The 20,308-nt window shown below is 38.1% G+C and carries 21 protein-coding genes; 20 read left to right on the top strand and 1 reads right to left on the bottom strand.

What is annotated here, in order from left to right; genetic code table 11:
* The first annotated feature begins 103 nt into the window (after positions 1–103).
* The 19 genes from DWZ61_RS11955 (at position 104) to DWZ61_RS11865 (ending at position 18,112) form a co-directional block, all read left to right on the top strand.
* Positions 104–322, top strand: a complete 219-nt coding sequence (locus tag DWZ61_RS11955; RefSeq protein ID WP_243026396.1) for a helix-turn-helix domain-containing protein — start codon at positions 104–106, stop codon at positions 320–322.
* Positions 297–1,358, top strand: a complete 1,062-nt coding sequence (locus DWZ61_RS11950; RefSeq protein ID WP_118538708.1) for a DNA cytosine methyltransferase — start codon at positions 297–299, stop codon at positions 1,356–1,358. The genes DWZ61_RS11955 and DWZ61_RS11950 overlap by 26 nt, the downstream gene beginning before the upstream one ends.
* Positions 1,351–2,814 (top strand): DUF3883 domain-containing protein, encoded by a 1,464-nt coding sequence (locus DWZ61_RS11945; RefSeq protein WP_182427062.1) that lies wholly within the window; start codon positions 1,351–1,353, stop codon positions 2,812–2,814. The genes DWZ61_RS11950 and DWZ61_RS11945 overlap by 8 nt, the downstream gene beginning before the upstream one ends.
* The gene (gene dcm / locus DWZ61_RS11940; protein ID WP_118538704.1) at positions 2,802–3,767 is read left to right on the top strand and encodes a DNA (cytosine-5-)-methyltransferase; all 966 of its coding nucleotides are present in this window, start codon (positions 2,802–2,804) and stop codon (positions 3,765–3,767) included. Before DWZ61_RS11945 ends, dcm begins: the two co-directional genes overlap by 13 nt.
* Positions 3,768–3,849: 82 nt before the next feature.
* Positions 3,850–5,115, top strand: a complete 1,266-nt coding sequence (locus DWZ61_RS11935; RefSeq protein WP_118538702.1) for a metallophosphoesterase — start codon at positions 3,850–3,852, stop codon at positions 5,113–5,115.
* A 21-nt stretch (positions 5,116–5,136) separates the two neighbouring features.
* Positions 5,137–6,195, top strand: coding sequence for a GTPase-associated system all-helical protein GASH (locus tag DWZ61_RS11930; protein WP_118538700.1), 1,059 nt, complete (start codon positions 5,137–5,139; stop codon positions 6,193–6,195).
* A gap of 22 nt (positions 6,196–6,217) precedes the next feature.
* Positions 6,218–7,189 carry a hypothetical protein gene (locus DWZ61_RS11925; protein WP_118538698.1) on the top strand — a complete coding sequence of 324 codons (972 nt, stop codon included), beginning with the start codon at positions 6,218–6,220 and terminating at the stop codon, positions 7,187–7,189.
* A 1-nt stretch (position 7,190) separates the two neighbouring features.
* Positions 7,191–7,997 (top strand): hypothetical protein, encoded by an 807-nt coding sequence (locus DWZ61_RS11920; RefSeq protein ID WP_118538696.1) that lies wholly within the window; start codon positions 7,191–7,193, stop codon positions 7,995–7,997.
* A gap of 13 nt (positions 7,998–8,010) precedes the next feature.
* The gene (locus tag DWZ61_RS11915) at positions 8,011–9,879 is read left to right on the top strand and encodes a hypothetical protein (RefSeq protein WP_118538694.1); all 1,869 of its coding nucleotides are present in this window, start codon (positions 8,011–8,013) and stop codon (positions 9,877–9,879) included.
* 451 nt (positions 9,880–10,330) lie between these two features.
* A complete protein-coding gene (locus DWZ61_RS11910; protein WP_117466557.1) occupies positions 10,331–10,552 on the top strand; it encodes a DNA-binding protein in 222 nt (73 codons plus the stop codon).
* A 557-nt stretch (positions 10,553–11,109) separates the two neighbouring features.
* Positions 11,110–11,445 carry a hypothetical protein gene (locus DWZ61_RS11905; protein WP_117466556.1) on the top strand — a complete coding sequence of 112 codons (336 nt, stop codon included), beginning with the start codon at positions 11,110–11,112 and terminating at the stop codon, positions 11,443–11,445.
* Between the two features lie 11 nt (positions 11,446–11,456).
* On the top strand, positions 11,457–11,645 hold the full coding sequence (locus DWZ61_RS11900; RefSeq protein ID WP_117466555.1) for a hypothetical protein: 189 nt from the start codon (positions 11,457–11,459) through the stop codon (positions 11,643–11,645).
* Between the two features lie 354 nt (positions 11,646–11,999).
* Positions 12,000–13,337 carry a potassium transporter TrkG gene (locus DWZ61_RS11895; RefSeq protein ID WP_117569227.1) on the top strand — a complete coding sequence of 446 codons (1,338 nt, stop codon included), beginning with the start codon at positions 12,000–12,002 and terminating at the stop codon, positions 13,335–13,337.
* 15 nt (positions 13,338–13,352) lie between these two features.
* Positions 13,353–14,000 carry a TrkA family potassium uptake protein gene (locus DWZ61_RS11890; protein WP_117466554.1) on the top strand — a complete coding sequence of 216 codons (648 nt, stop codon included), beginning with the start codon at positions 13,353–13,355 and terminating at the stop codon, positions 13,998–14,000.
* A gap of 15 nt (positions 14,001–14,015) precedes the next feature.
* Positions 14,016–14,270, top strand: coding sequence for a hypothetical protein (locus DWZ61_RS11885; RefSeq protein ID WP_117466553.1), 255 nt, complete (start codon positions 14,016–14,018; stop codon positions 14,268–14,270).
* A gap of 59 nt (positions 14,271–14,329) precedes the next feature.
* On the top strand, positions 14,330–16,306 hold the full coding sequence (locus tag DWZ61_RS11880) for a DUF4118 domain-containing protein (RefSeq protein WP_118538692.1): 1,977 nt from the start codon (positions 14,330–14,332) through the stop codon (positions 16,304–16,306).
* Positions 16,299–17,000, top strand: a complete 702-nt coding sequence (locus DWZ61_RS11875; RefSeq protein ID WP_118505250.1) for a response regulator transcription factor — start codon at positions 16,299–16,301, stop codon at positions 16,998–17,000. The genes DWZ61_RS11880 and DWZ61_RS11875 overlap by 8 nt, the downstream gene beginning before the upstream one ends.
* Positions 17,001–17,021: 21 nt before the next feature.
* Positions 17,022–17,798: a prolipoprotein diacylglyceryl transferase gene (lgt, locus tag DWZ61_RS11870; protein ID WP_118538690.1), complete on the top strand. Its 777-nt coding sequence runs from the start codon at positions 17,022–17,024 to the stop codon at positions 17,796–17,798.
* On the top strand, positions 17,795–18,112 hold the full coding sequence (locus DWZ61_RS11865; protein ID WP_118538688.1) for a chromate transporter: 318 nt from the start codon (positions 17,795–17,797) through the stop codon (positions 18,110–18,112). Before lgt ends, DWZ61_RS11865 begins: the two co-directional genes overlap by 4 nt.
* Before the next feature lie 605 nt (positions 18,113–18,717).
* Here the strand turns inward: DWZ61_RS11865 and DWZ61_RS11855 are convergent.
* Complete coding sequence (locus DWZ61_RS11855; protein ID WP_118538686.1) at positions 18,718–19,374, bottom strand: hypothetical protein; 657 nt, start codon at positions 19,372–19,374, stop codon at positions 18,718–18,720.
* A gap of 115 nt (positions 19,375–19,489) precedes the next feature.
* Here DWZ61_RS11855 and DWZ61_RS11850 point away from each other — a divergent pair, with 115 nt between their 5' ends.
* Positions 19,490–20,278: a hypothetical protein gene (locus tag DWZ61_RS11850; protein WP_118538684.1), complete on the top strand. Its 789-nt coding sequence runs from the start codon at positions 19,490–19,492 to the stop codon at positions 20,276–20,278.
* The last annotated feature ends 30 nt before the right edge of the window (positions 20,279–20,308 follow it).

Here is a 20,308-nt window from a genome sequence, read left to right as displayed (position 1 = left end):
AAAACGATGTCTCTTTTTAACTGTATGTGATTGGAATGAAATGAGAACTGAAATGAGAAAAAGATCAGGTTGCTTTTGTTCGCCCCGTAGAATATAATGATATATGAAAGTTGAGGTAAATAATATGGGTTATATGACAGCAAATCAAGCTTCAAAAAAATGGAATATTTCTCAACGCAGAGTACAAATATTATGCTCTGAAAACCGGATAAAAGGTACATTTAAGTTGGGAGAAGCTTGGGCAATTCCAGAGAATGCAGAGAAACCAGAGGATAATAGAAAGGTAAAAAAACAAAATGAAAACAAGTCTAAACGCCATTGATTTATTTTGTGGATGTGGAGGTTTATCTTATGGATTTGAAAAGGCAGGCTACAATATTTTGCTGGGAATAGATAATGATGCTAAAGCCTTAGAAACATTTGAATTAAATCACAAAGGGTCAAAATCGATTTGTGGAGATATAACAGAATTAACATATGAAAAGGATATAAAACCATTAATTGGAGATAAAACTATAGATGTCATTATAGGTGGACCTCCTTGTCAGGGAATGTCACTTTCAGGACCGAGAAAATTTGATGATCCTAGAAATAAGCTTTATTTGACATATATACGTTTAGTGGAAGAAATCAAGCCGAAAGCGTTTGTAATTGAAAATGTTCCGGGGCTTGTAAGCTTATTTGGTGGACAGATCAAAGATAGTATTATCAAGAAATTTACTGATTTGGGCTATGAAATTCAATATAAAGTATTATGTGCATCAGATTATGGGGTGCCGCAAAATAGAAAACGTGTAGTGTTTGTGGGAATGAAAAAGGGACACTACGAATATCCGAAAGCTATCACTAAAATTGTAAGTTGTAGCATGGCATTGTCAGATCTTCCCACATTAGAGAGTGAATTAGGTTGTGAGAATGCGCTATATCTCACAGATGCACAGAACGATTATCAAAAACTAATGAGAAAAAATTCAAGTGTGGTTAGAAATCATGTTGCTGCAAATCATTCTGAAAAAGTCAAAAAAATAATATCTTTGGTTCCAGATGGTGGAAACTATAAGGATTTACCAGAAGAATATAGAAATAGTAGAAATTTTCATGTTGCATGGACAAGATTTGCAAGTGATAAACCTGCACCTACTATTGATACAGGACATAGACATCATTTTCATTATAAATATAATCGAGTACCAACGGTTAGGGAGTGTGCAAGATTACAATCATTTCCAGATGATTTTATTTTTTTAGGCAACAAAACACAACAGTTTAGACAAGTGGGAAATGCAGTGCCACCGCTTATGGCACAGTGTATTGCAGAGCAATTAACAAAAGCGTTAGGAGATGAAAATAATGGCTGAATATCAAATACCAAAAGAGTATTATTTTAGGTTGCATCATGTTAGACCTCGCTTTAAAGGAGATATAGAAAATGTTTTAATATATGTTGCAGAGGAAATTGCAAGGGTAGGTGAGAAAGCAACGGATGATTTTGTTGCTGATGTAAATGCTGCCCTGTTTCGATATCCGGGAAATGCACATAGGGAATTAAAAACAATAAATAATTGGAGAACAGAGATTTCAGCATTGTTTGGATTTATACAACATACGGAGATAACAGACAAACCGGGTAGACGAGCAATAGAATTAGCTAATAATCAAGATTTGGTTGAGTGTTTTAAAGTATTTCTATACAATTTTCAATATCCGGGTGCACATATAAAGCCTAGGGCGGTATTGGAGCAGATAGAGCAAGGCATAAAATTCAAACCTGCACAATATGTTTTGCAATTATTAAGATATGCTAATAGAGAAGGTGAAAATTCTATTGGGATAACTAAACCAGAGGCATGCCATTGTATATTTAACGATTTGCGTGTGACTAGAGATCACGAAGGTGTTGAGAGTACATGGAAGAGGATTTCAGATAATCGAAAGAATAAAATGACGTATGATCAAACTGGAGATGTGGTACGTTATGCAGGCGATATTTTGGATTACATGGAGATTGCAAATCTTTTGAAGACTTATGATAGTAGAACATACTATCTTAATACGTTGGAAGAAGAATCGATTATAAAATTTTGTGAATCCAATGAGTGGTTTGATGGATATGACAATATGATACAAAGTCGTCATGGAAGTTTGGAGACGGTGAAAGCCTGTAGTGACGGCTGGTTTGCATATGTCAATAGAGATATGAAGAGTACGGATTTTTCAACAGATATTTTGGCATATATTGCAAATGATGCGGAAGAATTAAAGCAGCTTAAAGAAAATGCAAGAAATGCCAAAGATGCTGGATTAGCAGACTTTATTGAAAGGGATGATGTGATTGAAAAGCGTATTGCTACATATTATGATATGCTGACAACAAAAGACATAGGTGACATAGGTGAAAGTCTGGTTCATGGGCATGAGTGCATGAGAATTAAATTAGGTGGTCGTGAGGATTTGATTCATTTGATTAAGCGAATACCTACGCAATTTGCCGTTGGATATGATATTAGTTCGGTAGAGCTGGATGAGCGAAAGAGATATATTGAAGTCAAAACGACTATTAGTTCAAAACCATTACATTTTAACAGAATTCATTTGACAAAAAATGAGTGGAATACAGCGAGCAGTACTCATGATAGATATTTTGTATATCGTTTGCTTCTTAGTAAATCGGAACGAAAAATGTTTTTGTTACAAGATCCGGTAGGACTTTATAAGCAAGATAAGATCGATATGATACCTGCGGATGGAGCGGATATAACATTTGATCCCAAGCAAGTGGGACAATTTGAGGAGTTGTTAACATGGAAAAATTAAAAGTAGCATCATTGTTTTGTGGATGTGGCGGAACGGATGTTGGATTGTTGGGTGATTTTGATTTCTTGGGTAAACATTATGAGTCTAATGGCATGGAGATAGTTTATGCCAATGATATTGATGATAATGCTTGTAATATTTTTAAAGAGAATTTTGGAATTACGCCTGATAACCGCGATATCAGAGAGGTAAAGTCGGAAGAGATCCCAGAGTTTGATATTTTGACAGGTGGTTTCCCATGTCAGTCTTTTTCTATTATTGCACAGAATCCCAAACGTCTCGGCGTAAAGGATGAAAGAGGAAAGCTGTTTTTCGAGATGTGCAGGATATTAAGGGAAAGACAACCTAAATGTTTTATTGCAGAGAATGTAAAGGGGATTCTTACAGCAAATAAAAAAAGTGCATTTCCATTAATCATGAAAGAATTTGAAGAAAGTGGGTATGATGTTCAGTACCGCATTTTGAATTCAGCCAATTATGGAGTGCCACAAAAGAGGGAACGTGTGATTATTGTTGGATTTAGAAAAGATTTAAATGTAAATTTTTCATTTCCAGATGTGGAGATAGAAGATGAAAATAATTTTGCACCATTAAAAAAGGTCATTGAGAAAAAAGTGGATGAAAAATATTTTTTTAGCGAACGTGCTGTAGCTGGAATGATGAAAAAAAGAGAGAGTATGAACAAGGGAAGGGCACAAGATATTAATAAGCCTTGTAATACGGTGGGGGCGCATTTGGCAAAAGTATCTTTGAACAGTACTGATCCAGTGCTTATGGAAGGAAAGAGATACCGGAGATTTACACCTAGAGAAGTGGCAAGAATACAGTCTTTCCCAGATGATTTTGAGCTTGTTGGAAGTGAGGCTGCTCAGTATAGAGCCTTGGGAAATGCTATTCCACCGGTGATGTTTTGGTATGTGGCAAAGGCGGTAAAAGAGGAACTAATAGTTTAACGATATATATGGAAATATGACATCGGATTAAAGAATAATAGTGACAATGGACATTTAGTTAATATTACTAAGAGGATTATTTATGGAAGAAAAAAGAGTGTTATCATTTATACATATTTCTGATATACATTTTAGAAAAGAGAGCGGAGACCCATATGATATTGACAATGAATTGAGAAAAGCTATGTTGACTGATTTAGAATATAAAGCGAAAAAGGAATTGGTCAATGTGTGTGGGGTACTGGTATGTGGTGATTTGGCGTTTAGTGGGCAAGAAAGTGAATTTAGTGTAGCCAAAAATTTCTTGAATGACGTGACAAAAATATTTGGAATATCATTAAAGGATGTTTTTTGTGTCGCAGGAAATCATGATGTTGATCAATCTATTGCACGTAATTCAAGAATATTAGAGTGTATACAAGATGATTTGGTATTAATAGATAAGAACGAACCAGATTATCTTGATGCGGAAATTAGAAAAATCCAAAATGATCAGTTCATAAAGGGCGTATTATATGAACCGCTTTCAGCTTACAATAAATGCGTAAAAGAAATGGCTAGTGATTATTCAATCGAAGAACCAACATGGCAATCTCTAATGATGCTAAGTGAAAAATATACGTTAGCTATTTATGGAATGAATTCTGTTTTGGTATCTAATCATAAGGATCATTTAGATAAAGATGGAAATAAACTTATCGATGCGGAACGAAAAATGGTTATCAATAGAAAACAGATTCCAGATTATTGCGAAAATGTTATTTATCTTTCTTTGTGTCACCATCCACCAGAGTGTTGGAACAATGACAATCTAGAAGCATTTATGGATTCAAGAGTTAGAATTCAGTTATATGGACATAAGCATATTCAACATATTGAAGTTAATGATAAAAGGGTGCGGATTGGTTCAGGAGCTCTGCACCCAGAAAGGGGTTGGGAATGGAACCCAAGATATAATTGGCTCGAGATATGGATTGAGGAAGATACACTATTCGTTAAGATTTATCCTAGGGTATTTGAAGATACTAATGGAATATTTATATCGGATGTTAAATCCTGTGATATGGATAAAGAATATCGATTGATCGAGATGCAGCTTTCAGATAATGCAAACGAAAAAGCAAAGAGAAAGTCTGAGATACTAGAACAAAGAGAAGTACGCAGTACTGACATAATTACAAAGGAAATTATTTACCGTTTTTCAATTTTATCAGATTCTGATAAAAAAAGATTGCTTCGGTCATTTCAGAAGATAGATTATACTATTGAACAAGATTTATATATATTGTTGCAACAACTAAGAAATAACAATCTTGAAATGGATTTTTTAAATGCAATGAAAAAATAATATTATCAAAGGAGAAGAAGAATGAGCAGGGAATTGGCAAAATGGATGAGAACAGCAGGTATTGCTATTACTAATGAAATTGTAAATTTAAGAGAAGAGGGAATCGATAACTTCCTTAAAAAGAAAATGACTAAGGAAGATGCAAAAGAAATTACAAAGCTTTATTTTACGGGAAAATGTAATGAAGATTTTTTTGAATCTCTAGTAGATACTTTTTATGAAGTCGATAATACATTCTCTGACGATATGAAGCAAGAAATAACGGTGTTGGCAGGTATAATAATTTTTGAAATGATAGAAAGAGGAAAATCGAAAGACATTATAGAATTAATTGAAATGTATGCACAAACATATTTATTTTTGGGTTATAGTTCTGTTGTTGATGATATTTCAATAATGTTACAAAAAGATTTAGAGAATAGGATGCTTGCCTTGCGTGAGGACTTATCATTTGAAAATAAATCACCTATAAATGGTTTGGGAAAAGAGTTTTGCTTTTCAATAAAAGAGGATGAAACGGAAGAATATAATTCCGCTGTTATTGAAAAATTAGATATTGTTGTTAAAAAGGTAAATGAGTTGTCAAATCAACTTAATAGTATTAACAAAATCACATTACACCATGAATCGATTATATATGAAGATTTACAATTGTTATGGTGGCTGATGACAGAATGCTCCGACGATAAGGAGACAAGATACTTAAATATTGAGCCGCATTTTGCGGCTATTTTGGCAGGAAAAGATTTGGCGCAACGTGTATCAGTCGTTCCTGGACCATATTCTGCAAAGGCATTGCTGAGAAAAGTACTAGAATTTAGTGAAAAAGAGCCAGAATCGTCATTGGAAAAATATATTGATTCAGTAGATGATGATATTATAATGAGCTTATTAGAAAAAAATGATATAGAGATTCATACACCGATTTTATTTGCTTTGAAAAAAAAGATGGAAAATGGCGAAAATTGTTGGAGACAAGCTTTTAATAAGGAATATTGTTTAAAAAAAGAAAGTTTTTTGGCAGTAGAAGTGGCTTATGAAATGTATATAGAGTGTCTGATTTGTAATGTTTTACATTAAACCATTGGAAAGCAGGTGATATATGTTGGATAATATAAATGATTTAGAAATTGACAATGTTGACAATTTGGAACAAGACATTTTTAATGATTCGGATAAGGACTTAGAAGTTAATTTTGAAGGCGAGAAAGTTGAAGCAGATGATTATATGCTTTCTCTTGGAAAAGCATTAAATGAAAAAGAATTATATCGATTGTCATCAAAAGTACCAATGCGTATTATTTATGTACTAGGACCTGTGAGAAGCGGAAAAACGACTTTTGAGTCGATGTTATATGCTTTCTTTTTAAAAAATATTGATAAAAAAATATTATTTGCTGGTTCAGAAACATTAGTGGGATTTGAGGAGAGATTAAATTATTTGCGTATTAAATCCGGTAATTCAGATGCACAGATGGAGAGAACAAATAAAGATGAAAGAAGATGTTTTTTGCATTTGAACTTATTAGACGTAAAATTAAATTATCATTACAATTTGGTTTTTTCGGATATATCGGGCGAAACATTTGAAAATTGTAATTCTAATAGAGCTAATATGGAGCAAGATTTACCATGTTTAGATATGGCGAAAAATATTGTTTTGTTTATGGATGGGGAGTCGTTATTAGATAATAGTGAACGTCAAGGGAGTGTTATGAAGATTAAGTGTTTCTTAAAGACATTTAAATCTTCTAGATTTTATAATGGAAAACCTAATATTGACATTGTCATAAGTAAAAATGATGTTATTTATGATAAAACGAAACAGGATAAGAATGATTTTATTGACAATATAGAAAATCAATTTAGAAGTTTTGAAAAAGATTTTTTTATAAATTATTTTAGAATTGAAGCAATAAATGGCTCATGTATAATGGATACTGAAAATAGCATAGAATTAATAGACTTGCTTAAGTATTGGATAACCAACAGAAATGAAGAAATGAAAGAAATAAGCAATAAAGTGGCTAAAGATATACATAACGATTTTAATAGGTTTGGAGAAAGGTATTAAGATGGTAACAAAAAGCTATATTATAGGATTGCCTGCTAGTGGAAAGACTACTTTTTTGGGCGCATTAGGATATTCGTTATTGAGCAACACTGTTGAGGAAAATGTGTATGAAATAGATTCGATAGACAATCTTGACTATATAAAGAGTTTAGCTAATACATGGTCACAATGTAAGGAAATGGACCGGACAAAAAGAAATAGTTATGTTAATACTAAGCTGCAATTGAAAGACAAAGATAATAATAAATTGGAGTTATATATTCCGGATCAGTCCGGAGAAGAATTTGAGTATATAGTAAATAACAGAAGTATGAATAATACAATGTATAATGAAATAGCTGTTTGTGATAATATTTTTTTATTTGTAAATCCAAGTAAGATTTCAAATGATTTGTTTATAAAGGATTTGGCACCAGAATATAGAAATGTATCACAAGAAAAAGTTAGTGCTTTAGATAATAGTATTATGCACGAACAAACGCAATATGTATCTATTTTACAAGACGTTTATGCATTACGGAAATGCAGAACTAAAATAAAAATTGTTATTTCGGCTTGGGATGAATACGAAACAGAAATGTCACCAAGCGAATTGTTGAAAAATAGATTACCATTGCTTTGGCAATATCTCACAGCAAATTGTGAAATTTATGAATGTGAATATTGGGGAATAAGTGCTCAAGGTGGAGACTTAACGAATCAAGAAGAAAAAGAAAAATTGCAAGGCATGAGTAATGCAATTGAAAGAATTATCGTTGTTAATGATAATAAACAGGTGACACATGATATATCTATTTTATTAAAATAAATGGAGTTTAAATATGGATGAAATAAAGATAGAACAACTACTCTGTGGTTATGATAATGGACATAGAGTGTTAAGCACATCTCTCAAGAAGCCGTTAGTTCAACAAAAAGATGTTGAGATTTTGAGTGATGCATCTGGAAATGGAAAATTTAATAATTATATTAGTTGTTTTCCTCTTGTAGAAGACGGTTATTATGTATTTTCAAAAACGTGGTATGCTGAAGAAATGAAAAGACCAGGATGCGTGTGGACGCATATGTTACTAATACGTTTTGAAGATATTGAGTGCAATATGGGTTATATAAACTTGCAATCATTATTTCATCGTCCGAATATAGGAAACAATTATGATGAATATAAAAGTACACTTCTTTTGAAAAAAGAACAGGTATTCTTTGATTCATCATACTATTATTATGTTATTTATACTCTGTTTTATAGTAATAAAAAGGCATTAATTGAAACTGATTCATCGGAGGAGTATGAATTAACAATTTTAGATGTTTTAACAAAATTACCTAAACAGATATTAATGGGGCTATCTATATGTACATGTGCTTGTTCAAATAGATATATTGATAATGAAGTGTTTTCATATCAAGCTACATATTCAGGAAATGCTAAACAGCTATCGAGAGATATAGAGGATCCGATTTTTTATAAAGGTAAAAATGAGATTGAGGAATATCCTTTATGGGTAAAGTATATTTCTGAAAAATTTATAGAAAATAGACAAGAAGAATTGTATAAATATTGTATAGTATATCAAAATTATGACAGGAATTTCATAAGGGAATTTTCGAAATTATTATATGCGGTCAAAGAATTTCGTACAAAAGTAAATTTAGGTACTTTTGTGCAATTATCAGAAAAATTAGATATAGAAACTGAAATAAAAGTCAAAACGTTAGAATCGTTGTTCATTAAAGATACGGGAGAAATGGATGAATGGTTTAGTGAGAATAGTATTATAAATCAATTAGTATTGGAAATGGGAAAAAAAGAAGGAGTATTTGTGAAAAAAAGGCTTAAAGACAATTCTATTAAAAAACAAGCGAAGAGGATATATAAAGAGAAAAATAAAGAACGAATATATTGCATATTCGAAAAATTTATTCATAAAGAATTAAATAGCAATGCTGAAAGTATTGTAAAAGAAATTATAGGATTACTTAAGCCGAGTGATTTATTTGAGTTGTTTGATATGAACAAAAACATATGTAGTGTGTTAGTGAGTACTGATTCCCGTTTTTTGCTTTGTAAAGATATTTGGGAAAAAGATCGAAATTATCAATTGGAAATGTTAAGTTGTGTTAGAGGCAGGCAAGTACCATATTGTAAGGATATTTTGTCTTGCATACTTGATAATACAAAAGAGAATATAAGCAATGAAGTATATGAAATCTTTGGAAAGGAGTTGATCAATTATTTATTTTATTACTGTAAAAATGGCTTTATGCATGAAGAAAAGCAAATTAATATTTGGATACCTTATTTAACAAAAGATAAAGAAAAATATATTGATTATTTACCTCAGGTTTCCAATATTGACATTTTGTTTGTACTTATGGAAAATGTAGATAGTTATGCTATTAGTTCATATCCTGAGTTAGGAGCTTGGATTTCTGTTTGTGAAAAAAATTTATCACAAATTAGAAAAAAAGAATATTTATCGTCCATTTTTTTGTTGCCAATTGTTTTGAAGTATGATAAAACACCGGATGAAGTAATAAATTTTGTATATGAGGTTATTTATCATAGGTTAGAAAAATCGGAGTTAGATTATGAATGTTGGAAGAAAATGGATCCATTGTTGCCACAGGTTGCTATAGAGCAAAGTTGGGATAAATGTTTACGACTTAGGATGGCATTTAATAGATAAAGCTGATGACTATATAGTGATTTGCTGGGTACAATTTGGGTACAGTAGTTTTGAAACTATATTGACGAGGTGCAAAAAGCATCAAAATGATACGGTTTTGATACTTGATAACATAAGATTAACAAGAAAAATCAAACCAGAAAAAGAGTTTGAGTGACCTGTAAGTGGCTTAGAGGTTAGCTTCAAAAATCCAGTATTTTCAAGGCCTGAGGCCGTGTGAAATAACACGGTTTCAGGTCTTTTTTTGGTCATCGCTTCTAATATGCTTCTATTTTTTTTCTGAAAGAAGCAGAAGCGAAATAACTCCAATTAAAGAGTCCAATTCTGTTTCTTATCTTTTATTTTCCACAGATTTCAAAAAAATAAAAATTTTTGCTGAGATTTAGTAATGAGCAAAAAACCACCCCAAATGTATTACGAAAGAAAAAATTCGTAATCGGAGGTGGAAGATATGTTTGAATGCAGAACATTTATCACAGTAAAAGAAATCGGCGAAGTACTCGGTGTTTCTGAATCTAAGTCTTATGGAATAGTTCGCGATTTGAATAAGGAGCTTGCTGATAAAGGATACATGGTTATCCCGGGAAGAGTCAACAGGAAATATTTCGAAGAGCGTTTCTATGGAGGAGAAAACGAAACAGAAGTAAAGGAGGTACAACATGCCGGCGAATAGGGATAAAAAGACAGGCAAGCAATATATGGGTATGTAGTAGCTTGTAGGAGATATTTAGGGAAAAGGACTAATTCTAGAAAGATACCATGGATAGATAGAGTAGAACCGGAGGATGATTTTTTAGAAGATATTGAAAATAAATTAGAAGTTATTTTTATTGCAGCATATTTAATAACAGAGTATAATTTAATGTGTAAAGATCATTATTACCTCCGATGGTACATGTTATGAAGCTGTTTATGGTGTTCTTACTAGAGGTCATGCATAGACATAGTCTGATATGCTATCGGAAGAAAAGGAGTAATGGTATTGTGTATAAAGTAAATCTTACGAAACTATCCGGGGACGTTTATTCTAGTTGATTTCTGGAGAAAGTAATGATAAACCTTAGGTGCGTAAATTATTGTTTCGAAGCTTTACACATATTTTTATTGAAGTGTTTTGGTTACAAAGCACTTTACTAACTATGTGTGTAAAGTCTGAAGTCTGACCTGTTAGTCTGCACATGCATAGCGTACAGGCTTTTTTATTTTGGGTCAGGCTTGGAGGTGAAAAGAATGCGAATCAATAAGAAAAATGCTCTGAGATTATGGGAGATGTGTTTTGGTGACAACAATTTCGCAGAGGATTTCCATGGATATTTAATGTGCCGAGAAGGGTATGGAGATCCGGATTATTACGTTTGTGATGGGAAGGAGAGAATATATTGCGGATGGAATATTCATCATATACTTCCAAAGACATGCGGAGGAACTAATGCAATTAGTAATTTGATCTGTACTAATATTGCCACAAACGATGAGGCCGCAGATAAGATTACTTTTTGGATTGACGATTGTTTATACCAAGTGAAAAAAACAGAGGATGGTCACGATATTTTTCAGATTAAATAGGAGATGAACTTATGGAATTAAGATTTGATTACTCAGATGGAGATTACTGCTTTGATATGGGTGGCAATATGATGATGGATTCAGATGGGAATCTTATGCAGGATATAGGAGGTGGAGTAGCAATGGATATGGAATCTGGCGAGATGCATATTGTTGAAAGCAATAGCTCATTTGGAAGCTCTTTTGATGATGAAGATTAAAATTACATATGTTTACTGTAGGTTACGGCTGTGCTAGGCTGTTCCTGCCGGAAGGCTCCGATTTCTTAGAACAAATTGTTTTGAGAGTTGGGGCCTTTCTTTATGCCTTCTTACACAGCCGGGGGTCCCTGCAGTCAACATATGAGAGATTATTGGAGATGGTTTATTAGCTTCTGGTCCATTGGACCAGAAGTGGGTGATGTCTAAGTGATATCATTTGCTGATACTCTGCACTGTTTTTTCAAAGAATGAGCGCCTTAATGCAATCTTAATACAGCACACCGGATCATTACACCGTTTTTTTATATTTCATAATATACTCTTTGTAAACAAACAAAAACAGGAGAAGTATATATGCCTGAAATTACACATAGAAAAAAGCGACTGTCATCCTTTAAACTGATCGTTTTGGGCTTTGCCGGGGTTATTTTGCTCGGAGCACTGATATTGATGCTGCCGTTTTCATCGACTGCCGGAGTTGTTACGCCGTTTCACGAGGCGCTGTTCACATCGACCTCGGCCGTTTGCGTTACGGGGCTGGTTGTGCAGGATACGGGCAGTTATTGGTCCGCTTTCGGGCAGACGGTAATACTGCTGATGATCCAGATAGGCGGGCTTGGTGTTGTGACAGTTGCGGCATTTTTCGCTATGCTGTCCGGCAGAAAAATATCGCTGATGCAGCGCAGTACCATGCAGGACGCCATCTCTGCCCCGAAGGTCGGCGGGATCGTCCGCCTGACCCGCTTTATTGTACGGGGAACTTTTTTGATCGAGCTTATCGGAATGATCGTCATGCTGCCGACATTTTGCGGAAACTTTGGTATTAAGGGAATTTGGATGGCGGCATTTCATTCGATTTCCGCCTTTTGCAACGCCGGCTTTGACATACTTGGCACCGCAGAAAACAAATACCCGTCTCTTACGGGATACATCGGAGAGCCTACAATAAACATTGCAATTATGCTTTTAATTATTGTGGGCGGTATTGGATTTTTGACCTGGGACGATATTTACACAAACAAGTGGCATTTCAAAAAATACCGTATGCAAAGTAAGGTCATATTGGTAACAACGGCAATCCTCATTATCGCTCCCGCAGTATTCTTTTTCTTCTGCGATTTTACGGGGCTGCCGCTCGCCGAAAGGATTCTTGCGTCGCTTTTTCAGTCTGTCACACCGAGAACCGCCGGTTTCAATACCGCCGATCTTCCCGCTATGACCGGTTCCTCTAAGGCAATTATGATTCTGCTGATGCTCGTCGGCGGATCGCCCGGCTCCACGGCAGGCGGTATGAAAACGACTACGCTTGCCGTTCTGATTCTGAGTGCATTCTCCGTCTGTCGCAAAAAGGACGATGCCGAAGTCTGCGGCAGGCGCATTGACGGTTCGGCAGTGAAAAACGCCGCAACCGTTGCCGTAATGTATTTCCTGCTGTTTTTTGTCGGCGGCATTGTTATCAGCACGGCAGAAGGTCTGCCGCTTAGCACCTGCCTTTACGAAACGGCGTCCGCTGTCGGAACGGTCGGGCTTACCCTTGGGATCACACCGCAGCTCGGTGTTCTTTCTCAGCTTATTTTGATCGTCTTGATGTATCTCGGCAGAGTCGGCGGACTTACCCTGATTTACGCGGCGATTTCCAACAAAAATCAGAGCGGAGCAAAGCTGCCGCTCGAAAAAATCACAGTCGGATAAAGGAGTTACTATATTATGAAAAACATATTGTTAATAGGTCTTGGCAGATTCGGTAGGCATATTGCTTTGCAGCTGAATAAGCTCGGACACGAGGTAATGGCGGTAGACAGCAACGAAGAAAGAGTCAATGAGATTCTGCCGATCGTCACCAACGCGCAGATCGGCGACAGCACAAACACGGAGTTTTTAAAGTCGCTCGGCATCGGAAACTTTGATGTGTGCATCGTCACCATCGGCGGAAATTTTCAAAACTCGCTGGAAACCACTTCTTTGCTGAAAGAACTCGGCGCAAAATTAGTTGTGTCCCGCGCCGAGCGTGATGTGCAGGAAAAATTTCTTCTGCGCAACGGAGCGGACGAGGTCGTTTACCCGGAAAAACAGGTAGCAAATTGGGCTGCTATTCGGTACACCGCCGATCATATTCGGGATTACATTGAGGTTGATGATGCTCATGCCATTTTTGAAGTAGAGGTGCCGGAGGAATGGATCGGCAAAACCGTCGGAGAACTGGATATCCGCAGAAAATACAGCATCAATATTATGGCAACCAAGGAGAACGGAAAAATCAATATGGCAGTTTCACCGGAAACCGTTCTTACGGACAATATCACTCTTTTGGTTCTCGGTGCTTACAAAGAACTGCAAAAGTGTTTTCGCATTTAACAGAGGTGAATGAGGATGGCTGAGCTATTGCTGATCGTCAGTCTGCTTGGCATATTTGCTTTCGGATTTTATATCATGTGCAGGCTGGATCGATTTCTTGAAGAAAACAGAAAAGCACTGTTAAAGGAAAACGAATCCCGTGAGCCTTCCGAAATTCTGTTGCCGCAGGGACTGTCCGAAAGTGAAATATTATGTGCGATCCGCCGTTTTCGTGAAACGCACAGAAATGTCGATATAATTCTTTCCGACGGGAAAGAAGATGAGTATTAGTTTGCGGTATATTATTTCACGATTTTGATGTATAATAAAGCAAAAGGACGGTGAACCGGATGAGAACACAAACCGAGCAGTCAAAAAAAGGCGCAGACGAGCATATCCTTGTCTGCCTATCTTCTTCGCCGTCCAATGCAAGGATCATACACACCGCCGCAAAGATGGCTAAGGTCCTTCATGCAAGATTTACCGCCATCTATGTGCAGACGGATACGGTCATAAATGATGAGGATCAGTCCCGGCTTTCGCAGAACATACAGCTCGCACAAAGGCTCGGCGCCGAGATCGTTATGACGCACGGCGAGGATGTACCGCTGCAGATCTCGGAATATGTCCGACTTTCCGATGTCACAAAAATCGTGATCGGGCAAAGCAGTGCCAGACGCAGAGGGCTGTTCGGAAGACCGACTCTCACCGAAAAGCTGATCGCCTCCGCCCCTGATGTTGACATTCATATTATTCCCGATGCGCTGAACTATACAAAGCCGCACAGACGCCGTTTGTTCCTTGGTGCAGAGATACCGTCGCTGCGGGATATTGCCATAACCGTCCTGGCGCTTGCCGTATGCACGGCGATCGGGTTTCTGTTCGATCATCTCGACTTTCCCGATACCAATATCGTTACGGTATACATCCTCGGTGTGCTGATGATCTCCGTTTTGACCAAAGGATACCTTTGCAGTATGGCAGGCTCACTTCTAAGTGTTGTATTGTTCGGATTTTTCCTTACCGAACCCAGGTTGTCCTTTCAGACCTATGCCGTAGGCTATCCCGTTACCTTTGCAGTCATGCTGGCGTCTTCCGTTCTCACCGGCACGCTTGCCTCGAAGTTGAAAGATCATGCAAGGCTCTCGGCTCGCTCCGCGTTTCGTGTGCAGGTGCTGTTTGACACTGACCGTCTGCTGCAAAAAGCAAAAAGCAACGATGATGTTTTAAGCGTGACCTGTATGCAGATCTCGCGGCTGCTTGATCGTAGTATTGTTGCCTATACGAAAGGCGAAAACGGAATGTTGTCCGGGCGGCTGTATGCCGAAAAAAAGGATACACACGCTGAAAAGCTGCTAAGCGATGCAGAGCGGCAGACCGCAGAATGGGTGCTTCAAAACGGCCGCCGTGCAGGAGCAACGACAGCACAGTTTGGCAAATCCGAATGTCTTTATCTTGCGATCCGTGCAGGCGGCAGAGTATACGGTGTAATCGGGATACCGATGAGACCCGAAAAGCCCGATTCGTTTGAGAGCAGCATCGTGCTGTCGGTCGTGAACGAATGTGCGCTGGCAATGGATAATGCTCACAACGCCGCCGAAAAGGAACGGGCGGCAGATCTTGCAAAAAGCGAGCAGCTGCGCGCCGACCTTTTGCGGTCGATCTCACACGATCTGCGCACGCCGCTTTGCTCCGTTTCGGGTAATGCGGACACGCTTTTGCATAACGGAAACTGCCTGGACGAAGCAACCAAGCATCAGATCTATAAAGATATTTATGACGATTCCGAATGGCTGATCGGCGTGGTGGAAAATCTGCTGTATGTTACACGGCTGAATGACGGACGCCTGAAGCTGGAGCTTACCGACCAGCTTGTAGACGAAGTGGTCAACGAAGCCGTTTCGCATTTGAAGAAAAAATCCGTCGGACACAAGGTGACGGTAAGGTGCGACGATTTGATCCTTGCCCGTATGGACGCACAGCTTATCGTGCAGGTCATTGTCAACCTTATTGATAATGCTTTGAAATATACCGAACAAGGCTCCGAGATCTGCGTAAGTGCCGAAAAACAGGGCGGGGATGCCGTGATCCGAGTCGCCGATAACGGAAACGGAATTGCAGACGATATGAAACCGCATATTTTTGAAATGTTTTACACCGGGAAAAATACCGTCGCAGACAGCCGCAGAAGCTTCGGGATCGGGCTTACCCTGTGTAAATCTATCGTAGAGCTGCACGGCGGAACGCTGACGCTTACGGATAACGTACCGCACGGTTGCATATTTACCTTTACTTTACCGCTCAGCGAGGTGACTCTGAATGAATAAACCCCTTGTACTCGTCGTGGAGGACGACCGTCCCGTCCGCAATCTGATCGTAACAACATTAAAGGCGCACGATTACCGCTACCTGACCGCGGAGAACGGACACGGTGCCATTATGGAGGCAACCTCCCATAATCCGGATATCGTTCTGCTGGATCTGGGTCTGCCGGATATCGACGGCACGCTGGTAATCGAAAATATTCGCTCATGGTCAAATATGCCCATTATTGTGATCAGTGCGCGCAGCGAGGATAAAGACAAAATCACGGCGCTGGATGCCGGGGCGGATGACTATCTGACAAAGCCCTTTTCCGTAGAGGAACTTTTGGCACGCCTTCGGGTCACGCAAAGACGGCTGCTGCTTCTTCAGGCAAGCGGCGACGCCGACTCACCCGTTTTCCAAAACGGCAAGCTTAAAATTGATTATGCCGCCGGCTGCGCTTATCTAAATGGGGAGGAATTGCACCTGACCCCGATTGAATACAAGCTTTTGTGTCTGCTCTCTCATAATGTTGGAAAGGTGCTGACGCACACCTATATCACGCAGCAGATTTGGGGCAGCAGCTGGGAAAACGATATTGCTTCCCTGAGAGTATTTATGGCGACACTGCGCAAAAAGCTGGAGCCGCAAAAGGACAGTCCGCAATACATTCAGACGCATATCGGCGTCGGTTACCGTATGCTGCGGGTAGACTGAGAAAAGCGAGAAAACAAGGAATTGAACCGATATGCAATAGAAAATCTTTTCGGAATTGAAGGGCTGAATATCGCTTGGTACGGAATCATTATCGCCTGCGGTATGGTGCTTGGCTTTGCTTTGGCGATATACCGATGCAGAAAAACCGGCATCAACAAGGAGCATATATACGATCTTGCTCTTTGTCTGATCCCCGTATGCATTATTTGTGCAAGAGCCTACTATGTGATTTTCGAATGGGATAATTACAAAAACGACCTGCTTTCTGTTTTTGAAATTAACCGAGGGGGTCTTGCCATTTACGGCGGAGTGTTCGGAGGTGTCGCAGTCGCATTGATTTACTGTAAAGTAAAACGGATTTCCTTTTGGTCACTTGCCGATACCCTGATGCCGAGCCTTGTGCTTGGGCAAGCTATGGGGCGTTGGGGGAATTTTGTCAATCAAGAGGCATACGGAAACCAAATTACAAATCCTTCGCTCTGCTTTTTCCCTTACGGCGTTTACATAGAAGAAATCGGCCAATGGCGGCAGGCAACCTTTTTCTACGAATCTGCATTGAATTTAGCTTTACTCACCGCCATGCTGATATGCTGCCCGCATTTCAGGCGAAAAGGCTATCTTCTTCCGTTTTATATGATCGGGTACGGAACGATACGGCTTTTTGTGGAGGGGCTGCGCTCCGACAGCCTTTATCTCCTTCCGGGTATCCGTGTATCACAGGTGCTGTCCGGCTGCCTGATTATTCTCGGTATCGTTATACTTTTTATCATCCGTAAAAGACAGGCGGTGCGGCAATGAGAAAAGAGAGGACTTTGTTTCTCACCTTTCTTAAAATCGGCGCCTTTACCTTCGGCGGCGGATACGGAATGGTTTCCCTTGTAAGAGAAACAGTCATTTCAAACGGCTGGCTAACGGAAAGCGAATTCTTAAATTTCATTGCCGTTTCAGAATCGATACCCGGTCCGCTTGCTCCGGATCCTAAATCCATTTTGGTCTTTGCCATTCTGTGGCTGACACATTTCGGATATAAAAGAATCAAAAAAACTGCACCGTCGCCGATTATAATGATACTCTTTTCTGCCGCACTCGGCATGTTGCTTTTGGGAGTATAAAACACAGCCTGTGCCAATTAGCCGTCCGAAACCGGGCGGCTTTGCTGTTTTTACGTAAATATACTGCTCACTATTCCAGACTGACGGACGCCGCCATTGTAGAATAAATCACTTTGCAGTAACTGTTACGCCCGCAACCTTAATCAAAAATCAAAATTTTTACTAATCATTTTCCTGTTAGCTATAAAAAAGCACAACGCCACGGAGTTTTAAATCTCTGTGGCGTTGTGCTGCTCTCAATCGGTCACTTTTTAAAAGTATCCTTATGTGAGCCTGCCTTTATGCGGGCTTCCGGCATTTGTTTTATCAAATGGCTCTAGTTTGGCTCTATTTGTGTGCGGAGTAATGTATAAATATGATATGTATTTCAAGGTAATGATTGGTAGGTGGTTAAGTGGATATTTTATTTAAAAATGATGATTTTGTATTTTCATACAGAGTTGGCGGTATATTGATGTGTAATGGTAAAATCTTGTTACAGTGCCCGAAGAATGATGATTATGCTATTATTGGCTGGCATGTTGTAGCTATGGAGACAAGTATGGATTATGGAACTAATACAGAAGCTTATCGTTTGTTGAAAAAGATGTCTGATAAGGGTAGGATTAAGCTTGTTGGAAATGGACGGTCAGCACATTATCATTTTGATCCATACTGAAGGATAAATTGAAAAAGACTTTCGGGTAGCTTTCGTCAATATAGGAATAGCACAAATTGTATTGGCTTTCCAGGCCATCATGATTATAGGCCTTATTTTTATACACTACCTCTTTTTTAGGATCTCCATAAGCAGCAATCACTTGTTCCCTGGAATGGCCTAATTTTATACCACGCAAAGTTTCTGTGTCTGATGACATTTGATCGGGGTATTCAGTATATGCCGTACAATTTGTAGTCATAATAGAAATACGTTCTACATCTTCATAGCCGTTTCCGGCTCCATATAAGTCTACGTAATTGCTATATCCAAATCCATTAACATTAAAATCCTCATAAGAGAGAGGCAAAATGGTGCTATTCTCCGTGCTTCCTGATACTTCCACCGGTGCCGGAGTTTCTGTGGAATCTTCCGTTATCACTTCTGTGGTTTCAGTGCGTTCGGTTTCTGCGTTCGTTTCACTCTGCCCGGCATCCGGTTCTGTGGCAGTAGATGCGTTTTCTGACTCTGCGACGATGGCCGTTGCTTCGCAACTATTATGATCAAATTGTAGCAGAAAATGGAGATATGGCAACTGGATTTTTCTAAGATATTTCCCATGCATGAAGTATCAAGAGTTGTAATCAGTACATTCTTAGGATTTAGATGAAAAATAGGATTTACTATGATATGATTAGTTAAGAATTATATTTAATACGAAAGTGGAATGACACATTATTATGGAATTTTTCAGTTTGTTTTCAACAGTATTTTTTAATATAGCAATTACCTTTGGCCTGTTATTACTTATATACTCGTTTTTCTTTTCCGGCATTAGAGCACGTAAGGACCTGAAACCGGTTAAGTACATTTCCTACAAAAAGGATCATTTTCAGGAGAATTTTGAATTTACCTGTGAGTTTTGCAGATCCAAGGTATCTTCTGCGGATGAAAAATGTCCAACCTGTGGCGGTAATTTTGGAAAGAACAAGGAGTATCAGTTAAAGAAACGGGCCATGCATCAAAGGTATTTAGAGTATATGAAATCCCAGGAAGAAGCCATTACACAGGAAACGGAATATATAAGTACTACAATGCAGGCAATTCAAAAATATAAGCTGATACGTCATAAATACTACAATTTTGAAATCGGCGAGCCTCCGGTTTATAAACCTGCAAGTGATTATGAATTTACCTGTGAATACTGTGATAATAAGATAAGGGGAAAAAGCACAGACGAAAAGGGGTGTAGTAATTGTGGGGCTTCTTATAAAGAAAACCTGGAATTATTGGTACGCGAAGAGGAAGACCGTCTGGAAAAACGCCATTATGACGAATATATGAAACTGAAGGATCTGGAGTGGGCGCAGAATATCAGGAATGAGCGAAGAGATGCAAACATTGATGAAAAGTATGGGACACCTATCCGATTTATGGAGAAAAATGCAAAGGTTATTGCGCTGGTCATTTTGCTTGGACTTATGATGATTTCCGTGGGAATAACAGTTTTGATTTTAAAGTTTAGGTAAAACAGGATGAGTATATCTGACGTGAAGGGA

The organism is Clostridium sp. AF34-10BH (genome assembly GCF_003478095.1).
GTDB classification, from domain to species: Bacteria; Bacillota; Clostridia; order Lachnospirales; family Lachnospiraceae; genus Acetatifactor; species Acetatifactor acetigignens.
Note: the sequence above shows the minus strand (reverse complement) of the source record. Positions and strands in the feature narration are given on the sequence as shown.

Bases quoted from the DNA above. Each gene is read 5' to 3' on its own strand.
- DWZ61_RS11955 (WP_243026396.1), top strand. From the start codon at position 104: ATGAAAGTTGAGGTAAATAATATGGGTTATATGACAGCAAATCAAGCT.
- DWZ61_RS11950 (WP_118538708.1), top strand. From the start codon at position 297: ATGAAAACAAGTCTAAACGCCATTGATTTATTTTGTGGATGTGGAGGT.
- DWZ61_RS11945 (WP_182427062.1), top strand. From the start codon at position 1,351: ATGGCTGAATATCAAATACCAAAAGAGTATTATTTTAGGTTGCATCAT.
- dcm (WP_118538704.1), top strand. From the start codon at position 2,802: ATGGAAAAATTAAAAGTAGCATCATTGTTTTGTGGATGTGGCGGAACG.
- DWZ61_RS11935 (WP_118538702.1), top strand. From the start codon at position 3,850: ATGGAAGAAAAAAGAGTGTTATCATTTATACATATTTCTGATATACAT.
- DWZ61_RS11930 (WP_118538700.1), top strand. From the start codon at position 5,137: ATGAGCAGGGAATTGGCAAAATGGATGAGAACAGCAGGTATTGCTATT.
- DWZ61_RS11925 (WP_118538698.1), top strand. From the start codon at position 6,218: ATGTTGGATAATATAAATGATTTAGAAATTGACAATGTTGACAATTTG.
- DWZ61_RS11920 (WP_118538696.1), top strand. From the start codon at position 7,191: ATGGTAACAAAAAGCTATATTATAGGATTGCCTGCTAGTGGAAAGACT.
- DWZ61_RS11915 (WP_118538694.1), top strand. From the start codon at position 8,011: ATGGATGAAATAAAGATAGAACAACTACTCTGTGGTTATGATAATGGA.
- DWZ61_RS11910 (WP_117466557.1), top strand. From the start codon at position 10,331: ATGTTTGAATGCAGAACATTTATCACAGTAAAAGAAATCGGCGAAGTA.
- DWZ61_RS11905 (WP_117466556.1), top strand. From the start codon at position 11,110: ATGCGAATCAATAAGAAAAATGCTCTGAGATTATGGGAGATGTGTTTT.
- DWZ61_RS11900 (WP_117466555.1), top strand. From the start codon at position 11,457: ATGGAATTAAGATTTGATTACTCAGATGGAGATTACTGCTTTGATATG.
- DWZ61_RS11895 (WP_117569227.1), top strand. From the start codon at position 12,000: ATGCCTGAAATTACACATAGAAAAAAGCGACTGTCATCCTTTAAACTG.
- DWZ61_RS11890 (WP_117466554.1), top strand. From the start codon at position 13,353: ATGAAAAACATATTGTTAATAGGTCTTGGCAGATTCGGTAGGCATATT.
- DWZ61_RS11885 (WP_117466553.1), top strand. From the start codon at position 14,016: ATGGCTGAGCTATTGCTGATCGTCAGTCTGCTTGGCATATTTGCTTTC.
- DWZ61_RS11880 (WP_118538692.1), top strand. From the start codon at position 14,330: ATGAGAACACAAACCGAGCAGTCAAAAAAAGGCGCAGACGAGCATATC.
- DWZ61_RS11875 (WP_118505250.1), top strand. From the start codon at position 16,299: ATGAATAAACCCCTTGTACTCGTCGTGGAGGACGACCGTCCCGTCCGC.
- DWZ61_RS11865 (WP_118538688.1), top strand. From the start codon at position 17,795: ATGAGAAAAGAGAGGACTTTGTTTCTCACCTTTCTTAAAATCGGCGCC.
- DWZ61_RS11855 (WP_118538686.1), bottom strand. From the start codon at position 19,374: ATGCATGGGAAATATCTTAGAAAAATCCAGTTGCCATATCTCCATTTT.
- DWZ61_RS11850 (WP_118538684.1), top strand. From the start codon at position 19,490: ATGGAATTTTTCAGTTTGTTTTCAACAGTATTTTTTAATATAGCAATT.